Here is a 21,902-nt window from a genome sequence, read left to right as displayed (position 1 = left end):
GTCAGCCTTCCTGAAGGGTGGTCAGTCCGTGCTCGATGAAGACGGGCACCAGGTCACCGATGCGGTCGAAGCCGCGCCCGACCGTCTGCCCCAGCGTGTAGCGGTAGTGGATGCCCTCCAGGATCACGGCCAGCTTGAACCAGGCGAACGCCGTGTACCAGGAGATCCCCGACACGTCGCGCCCCGAGCGCGCGGCGTACCGCTCGACCAGCTCCCGGGGGCTGGGGTGCCCGGGGGCCTCGGCGGTGGTGGAGACGGGCGAGCCGGGCATCCCGAGCGGCCGGCTGTACATCACCAGCAGCCCGAGGTCGGTCAGCGGATCACCGAGCGTGGACATCTCCCAGTCGAGCACCGCCGTGATCCGGTCGTCGTCGCCGATCAGGACGTTGTCCAGCCGGTAGTCGCCGTGCACCACGGCGGAGGCGGGCGAGCGGGGCAGCTCCCGGCCGAGCGTGGCGTGCAGTTCGTCGATGCCGGGCAGGTCGCGGTTGCGGGAGGCGTCGAGCTGCTTGGCCCAGCGGCGCAGCTGGCGGTCGAGGAACCCCTCGGGCCGCCCGAAGCCGGCGAGTCCCACCGCGCCGGGGTCCACCGCGTGCAGCTCGACGAGGGTGTCCACCAGGTTCAGTACGGCACCCCGGGTGCGCTCGGGGCCCAGCGGGGCGAGCTGGTCCGCCGTGCGGTACGGCGTGCCCTCGACGAACTCCATCACGTAGAACGGCGCCCCGAGCACCTCCTCGTCCTCGCACAGCAGCACCGTGCCGGGGACCGGCACGCCGGTCGGGTGCAGGGCGCTGATCACCCGGTGCTCGCGCCGCATGTCGTGCGCGGTGGCCAGCACATGACCGAGCGGCGGGCGCCGCACCACCCAGCGGGAGACGCCGTCGGTGACCGCGTAGGTGAGGTTGGACCGTCCGCCCTCGATCAGCCGGCCCGTCAGCGGGCCGCGCACCAGGCCGGGCCGCTCCCGGTCGAGCAGGCCGCGCAGCCGGTCGGGATCGAGTCCGGGCGGGTGGTCGGGGCTCATCGGCGCTCCTCCGGCGGGGTGGACGAGGGGTGGACCGTACCGGGATCATGATGCCGACCGGTCGGTATGCCGTCCAGAGGGCGGACCGGAACGTGATCCGCGCCACCACGCGCCGGCGGCTCCCCGCGCGGGTGCGCGAGGAGCCGCCGGCCGGCCGCGGGGAGTGCCGTCAGTGGTCGTCCCAGTGGCCGTCGTGCGCCGCGTGCCGGTGGCCGTCGTGGAGGTAGTCGACGTGGTCGCCGTGGCGCACGCGCGCGTGCCCGCACGTCTCGCCGTGCTGGTGCTCGTGTCCTTCATGCGCGGTGTGCCCGGTGGTCTCGCACTCGTCCCAGTGGCCGGAGTGCTCGCGGTGCAGGTGCCCGTCGTGCGCGTAGTCGACGTGGTCGCCGTGCGGCACCTCGGTGTGCCCGCAGGCCGGACCGTGGGCGTGCGCGTGGGCGGGGTGTTCCTGGTGCAGGGTGCTCATGGTGCTCACCTTCGGGAAGGACGACGGCGACTGGCTCGGGGCGGCCGGCCGGTGCGGGCGGGCCGCCGTCGGTCAGGCTGCCACGCCGATGGTGCGTATCGGTACATTCCGGGTTGCGTGGCGCCCGGGTACCCCCGAGGGCCGGAGCCATGGAGACGATCAGCCGCGCGCGGTACGGCGGCCCGGCCGCGCGGGGCGTGGACGCACCTCCTGGGACGCGCGGCGGACGCCCGCCGGGAGAGCCTGGACGGACGTACTCACGGCCGACCCGGAGTGGATCCGGGCGCTCGTCCGCTAGGCCACGATCAGGACGGCCCCGCACACCGCGATCGCCACCGTGCACAGGGCGACCGCGGCGGCGTGCGGCGGAGCGAGCGCCGGGGGCCGGTTCGAGGACGCGACGGCGGCGATGCGGCGGTGGGCGAGGAACAGCACGCCCAGCCACAGGAAGCAGGCCAGCGCGCCGGCGGTGACGGAGACGGCGGAGGCGTCGCCGTGCAGCGCGGTCTTCGCGCCGAGCACCGCGGCGACGGCCCCCGCCAGGGTGGTGCGGCGCCAGGCGAGCCGGGTGCGCTCGGGCTGAAGCCCCGGATCACGGTCGGGATCACGGTCCGGGTCCGGGGCCGGGCCGGGGACCTCCGGCTCGTGGTGCGGGGGAGGGGCGCCGCTCACCCCTCCCACCCGACCAGGACCACCACGACCATGGCGACGGCCACCACGGCGACGACGACGCCGAGCAGCGCGGGGAAGCGGGAGACCGGGAGGTCCTCGCCGCGCCGCATCGCCCGCTCGCAGCGGACCCAGTGGTTGACGGCGCGCAAGGAGCACAGCACCCCCGACGCCAGCAGCGCGAGCGCCAGCCCGACGCGCCAGCCCCAGCGCAGGTCGGGGAGGAACTGGTCCACCGCGAACCCGCCGCCGATCAGGGCGAGCGCGGTGCGCAGCCAGGCCAGGAAGGTGCGCTCGTTCGCCAGCGAGAAACGGTAGTCCGGGGTGCCGCCCTCCCGCCGGACCGCGTCGGGCGCGAACCACAGGCGGACGTTCCGTGCGAAGTCGATCACGAGCGGGACCCTATCGGGCCGGTGCCGGTCACCCTTCCCGCCCGGTGAGCCGCCGGTACGCCGCCAGGCCGTCGGGCACCCACTCCCACTCGGCCAGCCGCCGCTCGACCTCCTCCTCCGGCAGGAAGTCGTACCAGGCGACCTCCTCCACCTGCGGCCGTACGGCCGACTCGCAGCGCACCTCGTACACCGCCGACCACCAACTGCGCCCGCCCCCGTCGTCGTACAGGAACTTGAACAGGAACCGGGGGCGCGGCAGCCCGCTCACCCCCAGTTCCTCCTCCGCCTCGCGCAGCGCCGCGTCGTCGTAGGACTCGCCCGCGCCGACCACTCCGCCGACGAACATGTCGTAGAGGGAGGGGAAGACCAGCTTCTGGGGGGTGCGCCGGTGGACGAAGATCCGTCCCCGCGCGTCCCGGGCCTGGACGAACACGCAGCGGTGGCGCAGCCCCTCGGCGTACACCTCACCGCGCGGGGACCGGCCGACCACCCGGTCGTGCTCGTCGACGACGTCGAGGATTTCGTCTGCAGCGCTCATGGAACCATCCAAGCAGGACGGCCCGAGGCCCCGGCGGACACCGGGGCCTCGGGCCGTCCGTCGGCCGTGCGGTACCTACAGGATCAGGGAGACCAGCAGGACCAGCGCGCCGGCGACCACCGAGATGATCGTCTCCATGATCGACCAGGTCTTGATCGTCTGGCCGACGTCGAGTCCGAAGTACTCCTTGACCAGCCAGAAGCCGGCGTCGTTGACATGGCTGAAGAACAGCGAACCGGCGCCGATGGCCAGCACCAGCAGAGCCGCGTGCGTCGTCGACATGTCGGCCGCCAGCGGCGCGACCAGGCCGGCCGCCGAGACGGTCGCCACGGTCGCCGAACCGGTCGCCAGCCGGATCGCCACCGCGATCAGCCAGGCCAGCAGCAGCGCCGGGATCGACCAGTCCTCGGAGATCTCCAGAACCATCTGGCCGACGCCGGAATCGATCAGCGTCTGCTTGAAGCCGCCGCCCGCGCCGACGATCAGCAGGATGCCGGCGATGGGCGCGAGGCCCTTCTCGACCAGCCCGGAGACGCGGTCCTTGGCGAACCCGGCGGGCCGCAGCAGCGTGAAGATGCCCACGATCACGGCGGCCAGCAGGGCGATCAGCGGGTTGCCGATGACGTCGAAGGTCCGCTGCACCAGCGCGTCCGGGTCGTCGACGATGATGTCGACGAGTGCCTTGGCGAGCATCAGCACGACCGGCAGCAGGATCGTGGCCAGGGTCGCGCCGAAGCCGGGGCGCTTCTCCAGGTCCTCGGAGGCGCGCTGCGGGATCATCCGCTCGGGCGCCGGGACGTCCACCCAGCGGGCCGCGAACTTCGAGAAGACCGGCCCGGCGATGATCACCGTGGGGACGGCGATCAGGACGCCCAGCGCCAGGGTCACGCCGAGGTTGGCGCCGAGCGCGTCGATCGCGACCAGCGGACCGGGGTGCGGCGGCACCAGACCGTGCATCACGGACAGGCCGGCCAGGGCCGGGATGCCGATGCGCATCAGCGAGTAGTTGCCGCGCTTGGCGACCATCAGGACGACCGGGATCAGCAGGACGATGCCGACCTCGAAGAAGAGCGGCAGGCCGATCACGGACGCGATCAGCACCATCGTCCACGGCATCGAGCGCGCGCTCGCCCTGCCGAGGATCGTGTCCACGATCTGGTCGGCGCCCCCGGAGTCGGCGAGCATCTTGCCGAGGATCGCGCCGAGGGCGATCAGCACGCCCACGCCGGCGACGGTGGAGCCGAGCCCGCTGGTGAAGCTGGTGATGACCTTGTCCAGCGGCGCCCCGGCGAACGCGCCGAGCGCCAGCGAACCGATGGTCAACGCCAGGAAGGCGTGCAGCTTGAACTTGGTGATGAGCAGGACGATGACGGCGATGCCCAGCAGCACGGCGATGCCCAGCTGGGCGTGACCGGCCGAGGTGATCGGCTCGACGGTGTCCGCTGCCAGCATCTCGACGCTGAGTCTGGTCACGGTGTTTCCCTTGCGGTGATGGAAATGCGGGGTGGGGAGGGGGAGGGGGGGCTACGCGGGTTCGGGAAGCGCCCGGAGGGCGGTGACGGCCCGTTCGGCGATCTCCTCGGGGCTGCCGGAGACGTCCACGGCGACCCCGGCCTCGTCCGGCTGGAGCGGCTGGAGCGTGGCGAACTGGGAGTCGAGCAGCGCCGTCGGCATGAAGTGCCCCTCGCGGTGCGACATCCGGTCCTCGATCAGCTCGCGGCTGCCCGTGAGGTGGACGAAGACGAGACCGGGCGCGGCGGCCCGCAGCCGGTCGCGGTACGACCGCTTCAGCGCCGAGCAGCTGACCGCCCCGCCGAACCCGGCCCGCTCGTGCGCCCAGGCGCCGATGGCGTCCAGCCAGGGCCACCGGTCGTCGTCGTCGAGCGGGGTGCCGGCCGTCATCTTGGCGATGTTGGCCGGCGGGTGGAAGTCGTCGCCCTCGGCGTAGGGAACGCCGAGGCGGGCGGCGAGCAGGGGACCGATGGTGGTCTTCCCGGTGCCCGCCACCCCCATGACCACGACGACATGGGGGATCTGCGGCTGCTGCATCGTGCTCTCGCTGTCTGCTGTCTTCGTCGACACGTGATGTCGACGCAACTGAAACCCATTAGGTACGACGAATTCAAGAGCCTGTGACATATAAGTCTGACTTTTTATCGGTGTGATCCGGCACGTACGCTGAGTGCATGAGCACACCGGGCCGGGGTCTGCACGGCCATGTACTGGACACCCTCGGCCCCGCCATCACCGCCGGCGAATACCCTCCGGGCAGTGTCCTGCGCACCGACGAACTGGCGCAGCGCTTCGACGTCTCACGCTCCGTGATGCGCGAGGCGGTACGGGTCCTGGAGTCCATGCACCTCGTGGAGTCCCGCCGCCGCGTCGGCGTGACCGTCCTGCCCGAGCGCGAGTGGAACGTCTACGACCCCCAGGTCATCCGCTGGCGCCTGGCGGGCGCCGACCGGCCCCGGCAGCTGCGCTCGCTCACCGTCCTGCGCTCGGCGGTGGAGCCGGTGGCGGCGGGCCTCGCCGCGCGCAACGCCACGACGGCCCAGTGCGCGGAACTCACCGAGTGCGCCCTCGGCATGGTCGCCAACTCCAGCGGCCACCGGCTGGAGCAGTACCTCTTCCACGACGTGGCCTTCCACCGCGTGATCCTCAACGCCTCGGGCAACGAGATGTTCGCCCGCCTCGGCGATGTCGTCGCCGAGGTCCTCTCCGGCCGCACCCACCACGCCGTGATGTTCGAGGACCCCGACCCGGCCGCCGTCACCCTCCACGTCCGCCTCGCGGAGGCCGTGCGCGAGCGCGACGCCGAGCGCGCGGAGGCGCTCACCCGCGAGATCACGGTCGGCGCCCTCCAGGAACTGGACATCCTGGCGCCGTAACGCGGCCCTCAGTCGAGGAACTCCCCGTCGACGTACACCCACTCCCCGTCGACCCGCTGGAAGCGGCTGCGCTCGTGCAGCGAGCCGCCCCGGTAGGACGCCCGGAACGTCACCGTGCCGGTGGAGTGGAAGGCGGAACCGTCCGTGGTCTCCAGGATCTCCAGCCCGGTCCACCGCATCCCCGGATCGAGGTCGAGCCGGGCGGGGCGGGTGCGCGGGTGCCAGGTGCGCAGCAGATAGCCCGCGTCCAGCCGCGTGAAGGCGCTGTAGCGCGAGCGCATCAGGGCCTCGGCGGTCGGCGCGGCGGCGGCGCCCGCGTGGAACCGGCCGCAGCACTTCTCGTACGCCTCGGGCAGTCCACAGGGGCAGGTGCGGGTGGTCATGACGGCCATTGTGCCGGGTCGCCGTTCAGGGCCGGAGAACGTCCCCGCTCTCCGCCGGAGAACGGGGAAAAGCAGAAGACCCCTGGCGAGCAGGGGTCTCATCTGGTGTCCGAGGGGGGACTTGAACCCCCACGCCCGATAAAGGGCACTAGCACCTCAAGCTAGCGCGTCTGCCATTCCGCCACCCGGACAAGGTGTCTGTCGTGCGGGGTGTTTCCCGCGGCGACGACGTAAACATTACCAGGCTTCCCGGGGTGCCCGATCACCCCCGCTCCCGCGTGAACGGCGTGTGACGGGCCGGGACCGGTCTTGGGCGTCACCCGCCGGGGGGAGGAGGATGAGGGGGACCCACCAGCAGTGACAGCGGGAGGAAGCACGTGAGCGACTCGGGCACGACCGGAAGCGTCACCGGCGAGGACGAGGTCGTCGACCTCTGCCGCGACCTGATCCGGATCGACACCAGCAACTACGGCGACCACTCGGGGCCGGGCGAGCGCAAGGCGGCCGAGTACGTCGCGGAGAAGCTCGCCGAAGTGGGACTCGAACCGAAGATCTTCGAGTCGCACCCGGGACGCGCCTCCACCGTGGCCCGGATCGAGGGCGAGGACCCGTCCAGGCCCGCGCTGCTCATCCACGGCCACACCGACGTCGTCCCGGCCAACGCCGACGACTGGACCCACGGCCCCTTCTCCGGCGAGATCGCGGACGGGTGCGTGTGGGGCCGCGGCGCCGTCGACATGAAGGACATGGACGCGATGACCCTGGCGGTCGTCCGCGACCGGCTGCGCAGCGGGCGCAAGCCGCCGCGCGACATCGTCCTGGCCTTCCTCGCCGACGAGGAGGCGGGCGGCACGTACGGCGCCCGGTACCTCGTCGACCACCACCCGGACCTCTTCGAGGGCGTCACCGAGGCCATCAGCGAGGTCGGTGGCTTCTCCTTCACGGTGAGCGAGCAGCGCCGGCTCTACCTGATCCAGACGGCCGAGAAGGGCATGCACTGGATGAAGCTGACGGTGGCCGGCACCGCCGGGCACGGCTCGATGATCCACCGGGACAACGCCATCACCGAGCTGTCCGAGGCCGTCGCGCGCCTGGGGCGGCACCAGTTCCCCATCCGGGTCACCAAGACGACCCGGGCCTTCCTCGACGAACTCGGCGACGCGATGGGCGTCGAACTCGACGCGGAGGACATGGAGGGCACCCTCGCCAAGCTCGGCGGCATCGCCAAGCTCATCGGCGCCACCCTCCGCAACACCGCCAACCCCACCCAGCTGGGGGCCGGTTACAAGGTGAACGTCATCCCCGGCGAGGCCACCGCGCACGTCGACGGGCGGTTCCTGCCCGGGCACGAGGAGGAGTTCCTCGCCGACCTCGACCGCATCCTCGGCCCGAAGGTGCGGCGCGAGGACGTCCACTCCGACAAGGCCGTCGAGACCACCTTCGACGGGACGTTGGTGGCCGCGATGCAGTCCGCGCTGGTCGCGGAGGACCCGGCCGCGAAGGCCATCCCCTACATGCTCTCCGGCGGCACGGACGCCAAGTCCTTCGACGACCTCGGCATCCGGGGCTTCGGCTTCGCCCCGCTGAAGCTGCCGCCGGAGCTGGACTTCGCCGGGATGTTCCACGGCGTCGACGAGCGGGTGCCGGTGGACGGCCTGCGGTTCGGGGTGCGGGTGCTGGACCGCTTCATCGACGCGTCCTGAAGGTGACGCCTCTTGAGGGTCTGGGGGTGATGCGTCCTGAATTGGGCTGCTGAAACGACACTCTGTTAATCGGGCGGGTGTGCGGAGCCCGACCGGGAAGGGTGAATGCGACCATAAGCTCGTAGCCCGATTACTCCCTCCTCGTTACTGGTCATGTGATCCGCAATTTGGATCGCGCTTGCCAACTAGGAGGAATAATGATCAAGAAGGTCGTCGCCGCTGCCGCTGCCACCGGTGGACTGGTTATGGCGGGTGCGGGTCTGGCCGTCGCCGACTCCGGTGCCCAGGGTGCCGCCGTCCACTCCCCGGGTGTGCTCTCCGGCAACGTCGTCCAGGCGCCGATCCACGTCCCCGTGAACGTCTGCGGCAACACGATCAACGTGATCGGCCTGCTGAACCCCGCCTTCGGCAACACCTGCGTCAACAAGTGACGTTGTGCCTCGCCCGGTGAGGGCTTGAGCCCGTCGGCCCCGGAGCGCATGCCGTGTGCTCCGGGGCCGACCGGCCTTTCGGAACGCGGACCGTGAACCGCAGACCGTGAACCGCAGAACGCGGAACGCGAATCGCAGAACGTGAATCGCGACCCGCGGAACGTGAACCGCAGGACGCGGAATGTGGACCGCGGAACGTGTAACAACGTGGAACGTCGGCACAAGGTCGAAGGCAGGGAATTCAGCACATGCGACAGGTCACCCGCAAGGGCCTGATGACGATGGCGGCGGCCACCGGCGTGCTCGCCGCCGCGGGCGGCACCGCCCACGCGACGGGCTCCGGCGCCCAGGGCGCCGCCTCGGGATCGCCGGGAGTACTCAGCGGCAACTTGGTGCAGGCGCCGGTGCACGCGCCGGTGAACATCTGCGGCAACACGGTCACCGTCATCGGCGGCCTCAACGCGGCGGTGGGCAACGCGTGCGCCAACGGGGACTCCGGCGGGCACTCCGGTGAGCACTCCGGCGGGTCGTCCGGCGGCCACGGGTCGCACGGCGGCGGCGCGGACGCCGGCGGTCACGCCACCGACTCGCCCGGCGTCGGCTCCGGCAACCATGTCCAGGCGCCGGTCCACGTGCCGGTGAACGTCTGCGGCAACAGCGTGAGCGTCATCGGCGTCGCCAACCCGGCCACCGGCAACGGCTGCGGCCAGGAAGGCGGCGGTCACCCCACCGACCCGCCGGGCGGCGGCACGGAGACGCCTCCCGGGAAGCCGGGTGACCCGGGCGACCCCGGCAGCCCCGAGGAGCCGGGCAACCCCGGTGAACCCGGTGACCCGGGCCGGCCCGGTGATCCCGGCGACCCGGGTGAGCCGAGCGCCCCGCCCGTCCGGAGCGGCGGGACGCCGGACGGCCCGTCGGTCACCCAGCCCGCCCCCGAGGCGCAGCTCGCGGCCACCGGCAGCGACCTGCCGCTGGGCCTCGCCCTGCCGATGGGCGCGGGCGTACTGCTCACGGGCGCGGTGCTGTACCGCAAGGCGCGCGCCTCGGTGTGACGCTCCCCACGGTGGAGACGGAGCGGGCCCCGCCGCAGCGGCGGGGCCCGCTCCGTCTCCACCGCCACCGCCCTGCCGCGTCTCACCAAGTGGCGCGCATCTGTCGGATGATCCGACGGCGCAGCCGCACCCTGCGGCTGCCGTCGCGCAGCAGGCTCAGGCGGTACAACTCCCAGTGTCCGTACTCGGCGTGGTCCGTCAGCAGACGTGCCGTCTCCTTGCGGGAGACCCCGCGCGGTACGTACACGTCGACAAATTCGTATTCCGGCATCGCATCTATTGTGCGGGCTGGGGCCCGGTACGGATAGCGTCTGCTGTATGTCTGATGCTGTGCAGCCCACCGCTGCCGAGGTACGCGCCGCCGCCGAGGCGGTCAAGACCGCGCTCGATCGTCACCTGGCCGCGGTCGAACGACGGTCGGGTGACGACGACCCGGCCGTCTACGAGGCGTTCAACCAGGTGGCAGCCGCCGCCGAGGCCTATGACGAGCTGCTCTACGACCGGTACGACGAGGTCACTCCCTTCGAGATCCCCGCGGCGGAGGACGCGCTGCCGCCGTACACGGGCCCCGAGGAACCGAACGCGGTGAGCGTGCTGATCCGCCGTGACTACGCCGTGGCGGAACCGCAGCGGTTGCTGGCACAGGCCCGGCGGGTCGAGGAGGCGGACGGCGAACGCGGTCCGGGCAACGGCGCCTCCAGCACGGTGCACGGGGCGCTGGGGCTGCTCTTCGGCGAGTTCGAACCCGACGAGGTCGCCTCCCGGCACAAGGAGTTCGGTCTGGAGGAGGGCGACTCCACGCTCTGGGTCACAGCCGCGGACGAACCCGCCGAGGCCGGCGAGTGGCTGGAGGCGCCGTTCGAACACGTCGATCCACAGCGGGTGGTGTGCCGGTTCGACGTCAGCTCGGTCTTCGACGACGAGCCCGATGACGATCTCGACGACGACTTCGACCCGGAGGAACTGGACGAGGACGGCGACGAGAGCGACGAGAGCGTCGACGCGGACATCGACGCCGGTGACGCCGCCGACGAGGAGCTGGACGACGAGGACGACCAGGACGTGGAGCCGCTGGACGCGGATCGTCGCTGAGCGGGCCGTACGGCGGTGGCCCCGGGAGCTGCCGTCCCGGGGCCACCGCCGTTACCGCCCTCGCCGTGCGGCTGCCGTCCCCGCCGGGCGGTCAGTCCGCCGCCGGCTCCCGCGGAGGGAGCAGCACCGGCAGCCGGGTCGTCCGGGGCGCCGCCGGGACCTCGGCCACGGCCCGGGGGAGTGCCTGGTCCACTCCGTGGACGACGGACAGATGACGCCCGGCCCGGCCGAACGCCGTGTACACCCAGGGCCGGCTGAGCGCCTGCGCGGCGTCACCGGGCAGGACCACCACCACCGCGGGCCACCGCCCGCCCGCCGCCTGGTGCGCGGTCAGCGCCCACCCGTGCCGTACCCGGCTCTCCACCCACTCCCTCGGTACGACCACGGTCTCGCCCGCGCAGGACAGGCGCAGTCCGTCGGCGTCGGCGTCGACCACACGGCCCGGCAGCGTACGGCCGGGCACGGGCGTGTAGGCGACCCGGTCACCCGGGTCGAAGCCGCCGAAACGGCCCGGGCCCGGGTTGAGCCGCTCTTTCAGCGCCGCGTTGAGCGCACGGGTGCCGGCCGGTCCGCCGTGCCCCGGGGTGATCACCTGGGTCTCCTCGGCGGGCACGCCGATCGCCCGCGGCACGGAGTCCGAGACCAGCTGCACGGTGCGGTGCACGGCCTCGCCCGGGTCCCGCACCGGCACGATCACGACTTCCTTGCCCGGCGCCCGGACCTGCTGCAGCTCACCGATGCCGATGCCGGAGACCAGTTCGCCCAGCGGTCCGGGGTCCGGCCGCCGGGAGGCGATCTGCGGGCAGATCCGTGCCGCCAGCAGATCGGCGAAGACCCGCCCCGGGCCCACGGACCACAGCACGGCGGGGTCACCGGCCAGCACCAGCCGCGCCCCGTCCGGCAGGGACTCGGTGAGCAGGGCGGCCGACTCCACGTCCACCTGCGGGGCGTCGAACACGACCAGCAGGTCCAGGTCGAGGGCGCCTTCCGCGTCCCGGCCGGGCCCCTCGGTCCCGGCCAGCAGACCGGCGACGGTCGTGACCGGTGGGGCGCCGTCCGCCGCGAGCAGGGAGACGAAGCGGTCGCGGCCGGACGCGCTGGGCGTGGCGGCCCAGGCGCGCAGGCCGAGTCCGTGCGCCGCGCGCAGCAGGGCCGCCGGTTCGGCCAGGGAGGCCTCGCCGCCGGTGTGCAGAACCAGCCCGTGGCTCCCGGTCGCGCGGATCAGCTCGGCCGCCGCGCCCTGCGCCGCGGCGGCGGCCCGCTCCCAGTCCTCCGGGGATGCGCCCTCCTTGGGGACCGAGCCGGCCAGCCGGGCCAGACCGTCGGCGAGGCTCTCCTCGGCGAGCGCGTACCGCTCCAGGCCGATCAGCACCCGGACGGGACGCTCCTCGTCCCCGCCTTCCTCGCCCTCGGCTGGTGCGGGAGCCGGGGCACCGGTCTCCTCCAAGGCGTCCTGGAAGGCCAGGGCCTCGCCCTCGGCGAGCGTGCTCTGTACGGCGGCGTCCGGGTCCGGCACGCCCCGCTGGGCGAGCGCCGCGGTCAGCCTGGGCAGCTCCAGTGCCGTGTGCCCGGCGAGCGCCGCCTGCTCCAGGAGCCAGACGGTGACCGCCCGCCCGCGCCGCTCGTCGTCCGGGCGGCACTCGGCACCGAGCAGCGCCCGCGCGAAGCCGTCGGCCTGCTCCGGCCGCACCCCGGCGATCCGCAGCAACTGCCAGGGGTCCGCGCGCAGGGCGTCGTCCGCCCCCTCGCCGAGGAGTGTGGCGGCCGGCGCGGCGAGCGTCTCGGGGGCGCCGCCCCGGGCCAGTACCTGGCGCACGGCCTGGACCGTCTCCGGCGCGGGCGGCGGGACCGCGCCGGGTGCCCGGTCCGGCACCGGCTGGGGACGGCGTACCGGCTCGGCCTCGGGCGCCGGGCGGCGCGGTGCGGGCTCCGGGTCGGCGAAGACCGTCGCCACCGGCTTCGCGCCGCTCTCCACGGCCCGGACGGCGGCGAGCAGGTCGGCCGCCGTGCCGCTGAGCTTGGCCCCGGCGGCCACCGGTGCCTTCCGCTCCGCCTTCCGCCGCTCGATCCGCTCCCGCTCGATCCGCTGGGCGGCCAGCTCGGCCTCGGCCTCGGACAACTCCTTGGCCGCGCCCGCAGCGCCGCCGCCCTCGGTCGCGCCGCCCTCGGCTCCGGTCGGTGCCTCGTCCCCGGCCTCCGCCGGCCCAGCGCCCTCCTCAGCACCCTCAGCGTCCCCGCCCGGCACCTCCGGAGCGTCCCCGCCCCCGTCGGACGGAGCGTCCCCGCCCCCGTCGGACGGAGCACCCCCACCCCCGTCGGAGTCGCCCTCCGCCGCCGAGGTGGCGTCGTCCTCCTCCACGGCGCCCGGCGCCGTCGGCGCGGCGTCGTCCACGGCGTCCCCGGTGTTCTCGGCCGGCTCGGGCTCCGTGCTCACAGCGTGCTCCAGTCGTGATCGGGATAGCGGTGCACAGGCTCCGACACGTCGTCGAGCGCCCGGCAGATCTCGTCAGGAAGACTAAGCGCCTCCACTGACAACGCCGCCGTGAGCTGCTGCGCGGTGCGCGCGCCCACGATCGGCGCGGCCACCCCCGGCCGGTCCCGCACCCAGGCCAGGGCCACCTGGAGCGGCGTCACCGCGAGCCCGTCCGCCGCCGTGGCCACCGCGTCCACGATCCGCGCGGCCGTGTCGTCGAGGTAGGGCGCGACGAACGGCGCCATGTGCTCCGAGGCGCCGCGCGAGTCGCCCGGCGTCGTGCCGCCCCGGTACTTCCCGGTGAGCACCCCGCGCCCGAGCGGCGAGGAGGGCAGCAGCCCGATCCCCAGGTCGAGGGCGGCAGGCAGCACTTCCCGCTCGATGCCGCGCTGGACCAGCGAGTACTCCAGCTGCGTACTGGCCAGCCGGTTGCGCACGCCCGGCGCCGCCAGCTGCCAGGTCGCCGCCTTCGCCAGCTGCCAGCCGCAGAAGTTGGCGACCCCGGCGTAGCGGGCGCGTCCGCTGCTCACCGCCAGGTCGAGGGCGTGCAGCGTCTCCTCCAGCGGGGTGTACGGGTCGTAGGCGTGCACGTGCCACACGTCCACGTGGTCGGTGCCGAGCCGGGAGAGCGAGGCGTCCAGCGCGGAGAGCAGGTGCCCGCGCGAGCCGTCGAAGCGGCGGTCGGGATCGGGAACGCTGCCCGCCTTGGTCGAGATCACCAGGTCCCGGCGCGGCACCAGGCCCTCCATCAGCCGGCCCAGCAGGTACTCGGCGTCGCCGTCCCCGTAGACGTCGGCGGTGTCGACCAGTGTCCCGCCCGCTTCCCAGAACGTTTTCAGGCACTCCGCCGCGTCGTGCTCGTCCGTGTCCCGGCCCCAGGTCAGGGTCCCCAGTCCGATGCGGGACACGCGCAGGCCGGTGCGGCCGAGATGCCTCTGCTCCATGAACGCCGAGATTACTGGCCACGGCTTCGCCTGTGGGGGCCTGTGGACAACCGGATCCGCCCGCTAAGGTCGGTGCACCAGGGACGTTACTGATCGGTAAGGGGAATCGGCCATGCAGCTCGGGATCAACCTCGGTTACTGGGGCGCCGGAATGGACGGGGACAATCTGGCCGTGGCCCAGGAGGCAGACCGCCTCGGGTACGCCGTCTGCTGGGCCGCCGAGGCCTACGGCTCCGACGCCGCCACGGTGCTCACCTGGGTCGCCGCGCAGACCGAGCGCATCGACGTCGGCTCGGCCATCTTCCAAATCCCGGCCCGCCAGCCGGCGATGACCGCGATGACCGCCGCCACCCTCGACTCCCTCTCCGGCGGCCGTTTCCGCCTGGGCCTCGGGGTCTCCGGCCCGCAGGTCTCCGAGGGCTGGTACGGCGTGAAGTTCGACAAGCCGCTGGCCCGGACCCGCGAGTACGTCGAGATCGTCCGCAAGGCCATGTCCCGCGAACGCCTGACCCACGACGGCGAACACTGGACCCTCCCCCTGCCCGGCGGCCCCGGCAAGCCCATCAAGCTCACGGTCCACCCCCAGCGCGAGCACATCCCGCTCTACATCGCCGCGATCGGCCCGAAGAACCTGGAGCAGACCGGCGAGATCGCCGACGGCGCCCTGCTGATCTTCCCGTCCGCCGAGCACCTGGAGGAGACCGCGATCCGGCACCTGCGCGCCGGACGCGAGAAGGCGGGCAAGTCCCTCGACGGCTTCGACGTCTGCCCGACCGTCCCGCTCGCCGTCGGCGACGACAAGGACGTCACCGCGCTCGCCGACACCTTCCGCCCGTACACCGCGCTGTACGTCGGCGGCATGGGCAGCCGCAAGCAGAACTTCTACAACCAGCTCGCCCGGCGCATGGGGTACGAGAAGGAGGCCGCCGAGATCCAGGACAAGTACCTGGACGGCGACAAGCAGGGCGCCGCGGCCGCCGTACCGCACGACCTGATCGACCAGACCACCCTGCTGGGCTCCGTCGACCGGATCGCCGACCGGATGCGCGCCTACGCGGCGGCCGGCGTCACCACCCTGACCCTGGCCCCGGCGGGCTTCACCCTGGAGGAGCGGCTCGCCTCGCTGCGGGCCGGCACGGAGGCACTCGAACGCGCCGGGCTCGCCTGAGGGGAAGTCTCACGGCCGTGGTGGGGGCTCGGGGGTCTTCCCCGCCACGGCCGTCACGGGGAACAACGCCGCCACGCGCGCGTGGTTACGCCCGCTCATGGGCCCGCCTGTCCTTCGTTCGGCTGACTTGTCCGACACACCTGTTGCCGTCCCTCATGTCCCGCACTTGACTCGACAGGTGCGCGGATCCTTGCAGAGGCGGAGAGGTGACCGGTGATGCTGTCGGCCAGGAGTCTGTTCCAGGAGACCCTCGACAACGACGAGTCGTTCCGGTTGTTCTGCTCCATCGCGGCCAGCGGTGAGGCGCAGGGCGGCTGGGAGAACGCGCGGATCGCCGCGCTGGTACCGGAGAGCGAGCGCGCCCTCGCCCCCAAGATCACCCGGCACGGGGCGGACGAGGACAAGCACGGCCGCATCTTCGACGCGCTGCTGAAGAAGCGCGGCCTGGAGCCCGTACCCGTTCCTCCGGAGACCGACTACACCGCGCTCCTGGAGAAGCGCGGCATCGGTCTCGCCCACGAGAAGCTCAAGGCCGACCAGCCGCTCACCGTGCACGACATCATCACGTACCTGGCGCACAGCAGGGTCACCGAGCAGCGGGCCGCCGACCAGATGCTCATGCTCCGCAAGTACTTCGCCTCCCACCCGGACATCGGCAACGCGGTCCGCATGATCTCGGGCGACGAGGACAACCACCTCGCCTACTCCCACGAGGAACTGCTCCGCTTCGCCGCCGCCGGACACGGCCGGCTGATCCAGCGCACCCTGCGCGAGTGCGCGCTCGCCGAGATCGCCGTCTACCGGGACGTCAGCCTCGCGGTGATGGCGCACATGGGCCGCGTCCTCGGCTGGCCCCGCGCCAAGTCGGCGGCGCTCGCGGCGGGCATCCGCGCGGTGTACGCCTACGAGCGGCTCGGCGGCTGGCGTCGCATGGTGACCCTCAGGATGCCCGAACGCCGCGACGCCCTCGGCGGTCCGGCGACCCCTGCGGCCCCCGAACCCGCCTGACCGGGACGGAAGGCTACAGCCAGCCCCTGCGTTTGAACATCCGGTACAGCAGCACCTCCAGGGCGGCCATCAGGACGATCACGGCCGGATACGCCCACACCCAGTGCAGCTCGGGCATGTGCTCGAAGTTCATGCCGTAGACCCCGGCGATCATGGTGGGGACCGCCGCCATGGCCGCCCACGCGGAAATCTTCCGCATGTCGTCGTTCTGCCGGACGCTCATCTGCGCCAGGTGCGCCGACAGGATGTCCGAGACCAGCCGGTCCAGGCCCTCCACGGAGTCGTTCACGCGCGTGATGTGGTCGTGCACGTCCCGGAAGAACGGGCGCGCGTGGTCGTTCACGAAGGGCACGGCCCCGCCGAACGCGCCGGTGCCGGCCAGCCGGGCCAGCGGCGGCACCAGCGGTCCGGTCGCCCGGCGGAACTCCAGGACCTGCCGCTTGAAGGTGTAGATCCGCGAGGCCGTGTTCCGCGAGCCGCCGTCCGGGGAGAACACGTCCGCCTCCAGCTCCTCCAGGTCGGTCTGGAGCTCGGTGGCCACCTCCAGGTAGTGGTCGACGGCGGCGTCGGTGATCGCGTACAGCACCGAGGTCGGGCCCTTGCCGAGCAGTTCCGGCTCGTGTTCCAGCCGCTGCCGCACCGCCTTGAGCGCGGCGCCCTCGCCGTGCCGGACGACCACCACGAAGGCGTCCCCGAGGAAGATCATGACCTCGCCGGAGGAGACGGTGTCGCTCTCCGGCTCGTAGACCACCGGTTTGACGACCACGAAGAGCGAGTCGTCGTACACCTCCAGCTTGGGCCGCTGGTGCGCCTTCAGGGCGTCCTCCACAGCCAGCGGGTGCAGCCCGAACTCCTGGGTGACGTGCTCGAACTCCTCCTCGGTCGGCTCGTGCAGCCCGATCCACACGAAACCGCCCGCGGACCGCGCCTGATCCAGCGCGTCGGAGAAGTCCTCCGGGCCCTCGGTGCGGTGTCCGTCCCGGTAGATGGCACAGTCGACGATCACCGAACCCATTCTCCCCTCGCCCGGACGCCGGTGCCCGGTGCTGTACGCCTACCCTTGGCGCATGCCCACGCTGATCCTCGTCAGGCACGGACGTTCCACCGCCAACACCGAGGGGCTGCTCGCCGGCTGGACGCCCGGCGTCGCCCTCGACGAACGCGGTGCCGCCCAGGCCGCCGCCCTGCCCGCGCGGCTCGCCGCACTGCCGATCGCCGAGGTCGTCGCCAGCCCCCTGCAACGCTGCCAGGAGACGATCCGGCCGCTGCTGGACGCCCGGCCCGAACTGCGCGCCCACACCGACGAGCGGATCGGGGAGTGCCACTACGGCGACTGGTCCGGCCGCAAGCTCGCCGAGCTGAAGGACGAGCCGCTGATGGAGGTCGTGCAGGCGCACCCCTCCGCGGCGGCCTTCCCCGGCGGCGAGTCCATGCGGGCCATGCAGACCCGCGCCGCCGAGGCGGTACGCGAGTGGAACGCGCGCGTGGAGCGCGACCACGGCCCGGAAGCCGTCTACCTCATGTGCTCCCACGGCGACATCATCAAGTCGCTCGTCGCGGACGCGCTCGGCCTCCACCTCGACCTCTTCCAGCGCATCCACGTCGACCCGTGCTCCGTCACGGCGATCCGCTACACCCGGCTGCGGCCCTTCCTGGTCCGCCTCGGCGACACCGGCGACCTGACCTCGCTCGCGCCCCCCGAGCAGCCGCAGGGCGACGACGCCACGGTCGGGGGCGGCGCGGGCGCACCGTGATCGTCGGCCGCAGTAGGGTGAAGCGGTCCCAGCAGTAGCCACCCCCGACTTCCCATGGAGACAGGACGTGTCCCGTCAGGTGTTCCTCTACGACCAGCCGGACCGCTTCGTGGCCGGCACGGTCGGACTGCCCGGGCGCCGTACGTTCTTCCTCCAGGCCACCGCCGGCCCCCGGGTGACCAGCGTGGCCCTGGAGAAGACACAGGTCGCCGCGCTCGCCGAACGGATGGACGAGCTGCTCGACGAGGTCGTCCGCCGCAGCGGCGGCAGCGCCGCCGTCCCCGCGATGGCCCCCACCGAGCCCGCCGACACCGCCCCGCTGGACGCCCCCGTGGAGGAGGAGTTCCGGGTCGGCACCATGGCGCTGGCCTGGGACGGCGACGAACAGCGCATGATCGTCGAGGCGCAGGCCCTGGTGGAGCTGGACGCCGACTCCGAGGAGGACCTCGCCGAGGCCGAGGAGCGGCTCCTCCAGGACGAGGAGAACGGCCCCCCGATGCTGCGGGTCCGGCTCACCGGCGCGCAGGCCAGGGCCTTCGCCAAGCGCGCCCTCGACGTCGTCAACGCGGGCCGGCCGCCGTGCCCGCTGTGCAGCCTCCCGCTCGACCCGGAAGGACACGTATGTCCGCGCCAGAACGGATACCGCCGCGGGGCGTGACGCCGCACGCGCCCCTCGCCGACGGGTCCCTCGCCGCCCTGCTCACCCAGGGCGAGCTGACCGTCCGCGGCAGGATCCGCGACGCCTCCAACGCGGCGCTGTACTGCACGGTCTCGCACCAGGGCCGCGAGGCCGCCTGCGTGTACAAGCCGGTGGCCGGTGAACGGCCGCTGTGGGACTTCCCCGACGGGACCCTCGCCCAGCGGGAGGTCGCCGCGTACGAGGTCTCCGAGGCGACCGGCTGGGGCCTGGTGCCGGTGACCGTGCTGCGCGACGGACCGTACGGCGAGGGCATGGTCCAGCAGTGGATCGAGGTCACCCCGGAGGCCGACCTCCTCGCCCTGGTCGACGGCGAGGAGCCGGAGCCCGGCTGGAAGGCGATCGGCTTCGCCGAGGTCGGGGAGGGGAGGACCGCGCTCCTGGTGCACGCCGACGACGCACGGCTGCGGCGCCTCGCCGTACTCGACGCGGTGATCAACAACGCCGACCGCAAGGGCGGCCACCTGCTGCCCGCCGACGGCCGGCTCTACGGCATCGACCACGGCGTCACCTTCCACGCCGAGGACAAGCTGCGCACGCTGCTGTGGGGCTGGGCGGGGGAACCGCTCACCGCGGAGGCCCTGGAGGTGCTCAGGTCGCTGCGGGAGGCGCTGAAGGACGGCGGGAGCCTGGCCACCCGACTGGGCGAGCTGATCACACCGGCCGAGACCCAGGCCACGCGCGCGCGTGTCGACGCGCTGCTGGCCTCCGGGACCCATCCTGAGCCGGGCGGCGAGTGGCCGGCCATCCCCTGGCCGCCGGTCTGATCAGCACACTTCGGAAAGATCGGCAAGAACGCCTAACCGGTCATCCTGCCGCCGTCCGGTTCGTGTACGGAACATCCGTCCGGTTACGCTCGTGTCATGCATGCCTGGCCCGCTTCCGAGGTCCCCGCCCTGCCTGGTCAGGGCCGCGACCTGAGGATTCACGACACCGCGACCGGCGGCCCGGTCTCCCTCGACCCCGGTCCCGTCGCCCGTATCTACGTCTGCGGCATCACGCCGTACGACGCGACCCACATGGGGCACGCGGCGACGTACAACGCGTTCGACCTCGTACAGCGCGTGTGGCTCGACACCAAGCGCCAGGTCCACTACGTCCAGAACGTCACCGACGTGGACGACCCCCTCCTGGAGCGGGCCGTCCGGGACGGCGTCGACTGGGCCGCCCTCGCCGAGCAGGAGACCGCCCTGTTCCGCGAGGACATGACGGCGCTGCGGATGCTCCCGCCGAAGCACTACATAGGCGCCGTGGAGGCCATACCGGGCATCGTCCCGCTCGTCGAGCGGCTCCGCGACGCGGGCGCCGCCTATGAGCTCGAAGGCGACGTCTACTTCTCCGTCGAGTCCGACCCTCATTTCGGCCAGGTGTCGAACCTGGACGCCGAGGCGATGCGGCTGCTCTCCGCCGAGCGCGGCGGCGACCCGGACCGGCCGGGCAAGAAGAACCCCCTCGACCCGATGCTGTGGATGGCGGCCCGCGAGGGCGAGCCCAGCTGGGACGGCGGGTCGCTCGGCCGCGGCCGGCCCGGCTGGCACATCGAGTGCGTCGCCATCGCCCTGGACCACCTCGGCATGGGCTTCGACGTCCAGGGCGGCGGCTCCGACCTCGCCTTCCCGCACCACGAGATGGGCGCCTCGCACGCCCAGGTGCTCACCGGCGAGTTCCCGATGGCCAAGGCGTACGTCCACGCCGGCATGGTCGGCCTGGACGGCGAGAAGATGTCCAAGTCCAAGGGCAACCTGGTCTTCGTCTCCCAGCTGCGCCGCGACGGCGTCGACCCGGCCGCCATCCGCCTCACGCTGCTCGCGCACCACTACCGCTCCGACTGGGAGTGGACCGACCAGGTGCTGCGGGACGCCCAGGACCGCCTGGAGCGCTGGCGGGCCGCCGTCTCCCGGCCCGACGGCCCGCCCGCCGAGGCGCTGGTCGAGGAGATCCGCGAGGCCCTCGCGAACGACCTGGACGCCCCGGCCGCGCTCGCCGCGGTCGACCGCTGGGCCGCGCTCCAGCAGGAGTCGGGCGGCACGGACACCGGCGCCCCCGGCGTCGTCTCCCGCGTGGTGGACGCGTTGCTGGGCGTCGCCCTGTAGCGCTTCCGGTGAAGTGACAGGAGGGCTTCCGCGGCCACCCGCTGCGGAAGCCCTCCGCCATGTGCTGGGCTGTGCTCCTCTGCCCGTGGCCGGCCGCACGACGGCCGGCCCTCTCGCGGAAGGACGCACCGTGGCACCCACCGAACGCTCCTTCGCACGTCGCACCCTGCTCATCGGCGCCGCCGCCCTCACCGGCACGGCCCTGCCGGCCGGCACCGCCCACGCGGCCGGCGCGGCCCCCTGGCCCCGGCGGTTCCCGCTGCCCGACGGCTTCCGCCCCGAAGGCATCGCCATCGGCCGCGCTCCGTACGCCTACTTCGGCTCCCTCGCCAACGGCGACGTCTACCGGGCGAGCCTGGCCACCGGACGCGGCGCGGTCGTCGCCCGGGGGCTGGGCGCCGGCCACCCCAGCGTCGGGCTGCGCGTCGGCCGGCGCGGCAGACTCTTCGTCGCCGGCGGGGAGAGCGGCGAGATACGCGTCGTCGACGCCCGTACCGGCGAGACGGAACAGGTGTACGCGACCGGCACCACCTTCGTGAACGACGTGGTCCTGACCCCGGACGCCGCCTGGTTCACCGACTCCTTCGCGCCGGTGCTCCACCGGGTCGCCCTCGACCGGCACGGCCGGCCCGGCGCGCTGCGGACCGTCACCCTCGGCGGGGACTGGGAGCAGGGTCCGGACTTCACCGCCAACGGCATCGAGCGCACCCCCGACGGCAGCGCGCTGCTGCTGGTCAACGCCTTCGCCAACGGCGGTGGCCTGATGCGGGTCGACCCGGGCACCGGCCTCGCCCGCGCCGTCGGCCTCGGCCCCGCCCGGCTCCCGAACGGAGACGGCCTGCTGCTGCTCGGCCGGACCCTCTACGCCGTCCAGCAGTGGCAGAACGCCGTCGACGTGTTCCGGCTGGACGCGGCCGGGACCCGGGGCACCGCGGTCACCCGCGTCACCGACCCGCGGTTCCGCATCCCGACGACCGTCGCCGCCTGGGGCGACCGCCTCTACCTGCCCAACGCGCGCTTCGACGTCGACCCGCCGCGGCCCGACACCGAGTACGACGCGGTGGTGGTGGACCAGGTCTGAGATCCAGGGGGGAGCGGACCAGGTCTGAGATCCGGGGAGCACCGCT

The 21,902-nt window shown here is 73.0% G+C and carries 24 protein-coding genes and 1 tRNA gene; 12 read left to right on the top strand and 13 right to left on the bottom strand.

What is annotated here, in order from left to right; genetic code table 11:
• Nucleotide 1: 1 nt before the first annotated feature.
• The 7 genes from J7I94_RS34565 to J7I94_RS34535 form a co-directional block, all read right to left on the bottom strand.
• Nucleotides 2-1,024: a phosphotransferase family protein gene (locus J7I94_RS34565; RefSeq protein ID WP_215173755.1), complete on the bottom strand. Its 1,023-nt coding sequence runs from the start codon at nucleotides 1,022-1,024 to the stop codon at nucleotides 2-4.
• A gap of 169 nt (nucleotides 1,025-1,193) precedes the next feature.
• The gene (locus J7I94_RS34560; protein ID WP_215173753.1) at nucleotides 1,194-1,490 is read right to left on the bottom strand and encodes a hypothetical protein; all 297 of its coding nucleotides are present in this window, start codon (nucleotides 1,488-1,490) and stop codon (nucleotides 1,194-1,196) included.
• Nucleotides 1,491-1,784: 294 nt separating this feature from the next.
• Complete coding sequence (locus J7I94_RS34555) at nucleotides 1,785-2,162, bottom strand: DUF202 domain-containing protein (RefSeq protein WP_215173750.1); 378 nt, start codon at nucleotides 2,160-2,162, stop codon at nucleotides 1,785-1,787.
• Nucleotides 2,159-2,551, bottom strand: coding sequence for a DUF202 domain-containing protein (locus J7I94_RS34550; RefSeq protein WP_215173748.1), 393 nt, complete (start codon nucleotides 2,549-2,551; stop codon nucleotides 2,159-2,161). The genes J7I94_RS34555 and J7I94_RS34550 overlap by 4 nt, the downstream gene beginning before the upstream one ends.
• A 28-nt stretch (nucleotides 2,552-2,579) precedes the next feature.
• Nucleotides 2,580-3,089 carry an NUDIX hydrolase gene (locus J7I94_RS34545; protein ID WP_215173746.1) on the bottom strand — a complete coding sequence of 170 codons (510 nt, stop codon included), beginning with the start codon at nucleotides 3,087-3,089 and terminating at the stop codon, nucleotides 2,580-2,582.
• 75 nt (nucleotides 3,090-3,164) lie between these two features.
• A complete protein-coding gene (locus tag J7I94_RS34540; protein ID WP_215173744.1) occupies nucleotides 3,165-4,562 on the bottom strand; it encodes a GntP family permease in 1,398 nt (465 codons plus the stop codon).
• 51 nt (nucleotides 4,563-4,613) lie between these two features.
• Entirely contained in the window at nucleotides 4,614-5,138 is a 525-nt protein-coding gene (locus tag J7I94_RS34535) for a gluconokinase (RefSeq protein ID WP_215173798.1), read from the bottom strand.
• Nucleotides 5,139-5,275: 137 nt separating this feature from the next.
• On the opposite strand from J7I94_RS34535, the gene J7I94_RS34530 reads away from it, so the two are divergent.
• Nucleotides 5,276-5,977, top strand: coding sequence for a FadR/GntR family transcriptional regulator (locus J7I94_RS34530; RefSeq protein WP_215173742.1), 702 nt, complete (start codon nucleotides 5,276-5,278; stop codon nucleotides 5,975-5,977).
• A gap of 8 nt (nucleotides 5,978-5,985) precedes the next feature.
• Here J7I94_RS34530 and J7I94_RS34525 read toward each other — a convergent pair whose 3' ends face one another.
• On the bottom strand, nucleotides 5,986-6,360 hold the full coding sequence (locus J7I94_RS34525; RefSeq protein ID WP_215173740.1) for a YchJ family protein: 375 nt from the start codon (nucleotides 6,358-6,360) through the stop codon (nucleotides 5,986-5,988).
• Between the two features lie 103 nt (nucleotides 6,361-6,463).
• Nucleotides 6,464-6,551 (bottom strand) — tRNA-Leu (locus tag J7I94_RS34520).
• 186 nt (nucleotides 6,552-6,737) lie between these two features.
• Here J7I94_RS34520 and J7I94_RS34515 point away from each other — a divergent pair.
• The 3 genes from J7I94_RS34515 to J7I94_RS34505 all read left to right on the top strand — a co-directional run bounded on the left by J7I94_RS34515 (nucleotide 6,738) and on the right by J7I94_RS34505 (nucleotide 9,546).
• Entirely contained in the window at nucleotides 6,738-8,063 is a 1,326-nt protein-coding gene (locus J7I94_RS34515; protein ID WP_215173738.1) for a M20/M25/M40 family metallo-hydrolase, read from the top strand.
• A 197-nt stretch (nucleotides 8,064-8,260) separates the two neighbouring features.
• Nucleotides 8,261-8,494 carry a chaplin ChpH gene (gene chpH, locus J7I94_RS34510; protein ID WP_215173735.1) on the top strand — a complete coding sequence of 78 codons (234 nt, stop codon included), beginning with the start codon at nucleotides 8,261-8,263 and terminating at the stop codon, nucleotides 8,492-8,494.
• A 248-nt stretch (nucleotides 8,495-8,742) separates the two neighbouring features.
• Nucleotides 8,743-9,546 (top strand): chaplin family protein, encoded by an 804-nt coding sequence (locus tag J7I94_RS34505; protein ID WP_215173733.1) that lies wholly within the window; start codon nucleotides 8,743-8,745, stop codon nucleotides 9,544-9,546.
• A gap of 82 nt (nucleotides 9,547-9,628) precedes the next feature.
• Here the strand turns inward: J7I94_RS34505 and J7I94_RS34500 are convergent, their stop codons facing one another.
• Nucleotides 9,629-9,817, bottom strand: a complete 189-nt coding sequence (locus J7I94_RS34500; RefSeq protein ID WP_215173731.1) for a DUF5703 family protein — start codon at nucleotides 9,815-9,817, stop codon at nucleotides 9,629-9,631.
• A 47-nt stretch (nucleotides 9,818-9,864) separates the two neighbouring features.
• On the opposite strand from J7I94_RS34500, the gene J7I94_RS34495 reads away from it, so the two are divergent.
• Entirely contained in the window at nucleotides 9,865-10,638 is a 774-nt protein-coding gene (locus J7I94_RS34495; RefSeq protein ID WP_215173730.1) for a hypothetical protein, read from the top strand.
• A gap of 91 nt (nucleotides 10,639-10,729) precedes the next feature.
• Here the strand turns inward: J7I94_RS34495 and J7I94_RS34490 are convergent, their stop codons facing one another.
• Both J7I94_RS34490 and J7I94_RS34485 read right to left on the bottom strand, forming a co-directional pair.
• The gene (locus J7I94_RS34490; RefSeq protein WP_215173728.1) at nucleotides 10,730-13,072 is read right to left on the bottom strand and encodes an ATP-dependent RecD-like DNA helicase; all 2,343 of its coding nucleotides are present in this window, start codon (nucleotides 13,070-13,072) and stop codon (nucleotides 10,730-10,732) included.
• Entirely contained in the window at nucleotides 13,069-14,055 is a 987-nt protein-coding gene (locus J7I94_RS34485) for an aldo/keto reductase (RefSeq protein ID WP_215173726.1), read from the bottom strand. Before J7I94_RS34485 ends, J7I94_RS34490 begins: the two co-directional genes overlap by 4 nt.
• A 112-nt stretch (nucleotides 14,056-14,167) precedes the next feature.
• On the opposite strand from J7I94_RS34485, the gene J7I94_RS34480 reads away from it, so the two are divergent.
• Nucleotides 14,168-15,223 (top strand): LLM class F420-dependent oxidoreductase, encoded by a 1,056-nt coding sequence (locus tag J7I94_RS34480; protein WP_215173725.1) that lies wholly within the window; start codon nucleotides 14,168-14,170, stop codon nucleotides 15,221-15,223.
• A 216-nt stretch (nucleotides 15,224-15,439) separates the two neighbouring features.
• Nucleotides 15,440-16,231: a ferritin-like domain-containing protein gene (locus J7I94_RS34475; protein ID WP_215173724.1), complete on the top strand. Its 792-nt coding sequence runs from the start codon at nucleotides 15,440-15,442 to the stop codon at nucleotides 16,229-16,231.
• 13 nt (nucleotides 16,232-16,244) lie between these two features.
• On the opposite strand, the gene corA is transcribed toward J7I94_RS34475, so the two are convergent.
• Entirely contained in the window at nucleotides 16,245-17,237 is a 993-nt protein-coding gene (corA, locus tag J7I94_RS34470) for a magnesium/cobalt transporter CorA (protein ID WP_215173721.1), read from the bottom strand.
• A 61-nt stretch (nucleotides 17,238-17,298) separates the two neighbouring features.
• Here corA and J7I94_RS34465 point away from each other — a divergent pair, with 61 nt between their 5' ends.
• The 5 genes from J7I94_RS34465 to J7I94_RS34445 all read left to right on the top strand — a co-directional run bounded on the left by J7I94_RS34465 (nucleotide 17,299) and on the right by J7I94_RS34445 (nucleotide 21,856).
• Complete coding sequence (locus J7I94_RS34465) at nucleotides 17,299-17,985, top strand: histidine phosphatase family protein (protein WP_215173719.1); 687 nt, start codon at nucleotides 17,299-17,301, stop codon at nucleotides 17,983-17,985.
• Between the two features lie 67 nt (nucleotides 17,986-18,052).
• Nucleotides 18,053-18,643, top strand: coding sequence for a DUF3090 domain-containing protein (locus J7I94_RS34460; RefSeq protein WP_215173717.1), 591 nt, complete (start codon nucleotides 18,053-18,055; stop codon nucleotides 18,641-18,643).
• Nucleotides 18,607-19,449: an SCO1664 family protein gene (locus tag J7I94_RS34455; protein ID WP_215173715.1), complete on the top strand. Its 843-nt coding sequence runs from the start codon at nucleotides 18,607-18,609 to the stop codon at nucleotides 19,447-19,449. Before J7I94_RS34460 ends, J7I94_RS34455 begins: the two co-directional genes overlap by 37 nt.
• Before the next feature lie 96 nt (nucleotides 19,450-19,545).
• Complete coding sequence (gene mshC, locus J7I94_RS34450; protein ID WP_215173713.1) at nucleotides 19,546-20,775, top strand: cysteine--1-D-myo-inosityl 2-amino-2-deoxy-alpha-D-glucopyranoside ligase; 1,230 nt, start codon at nucleotides 19,546-19,548, stop codon at nucleotides 20,773-20,775.
• 130 nt (nucleotides 20,776-20,905) lie between these two features.
• Nucleotides 20,906-21,856, top strand: a complete 951-nt coding sequence (locus tag J7I94_RS34445; protein ID WP_215173712.1) for a superoxide dismutase — start codon at nucleotides 20,906-20,908, stop codon at nucleotides 21,854-21,856.
• Nucleotides 21,857-21,902: the final 46 nt, after the last annotated feature.

Origin of the sequence: Streptomyces sp. ISL-12 (genome assembly GCF_018614415.1) — a bacterium.
Lineage (GTDB): Bacteria > Actinomycetota > Actinomycetes > Streptomycetales > Streptomycetaceae > Streptomyces.
The sequence above is the reverse complement of the archived record's forward strand: the minus strand, read 5'-3'. Positions and strand labels throughout refer to the sequence as shown.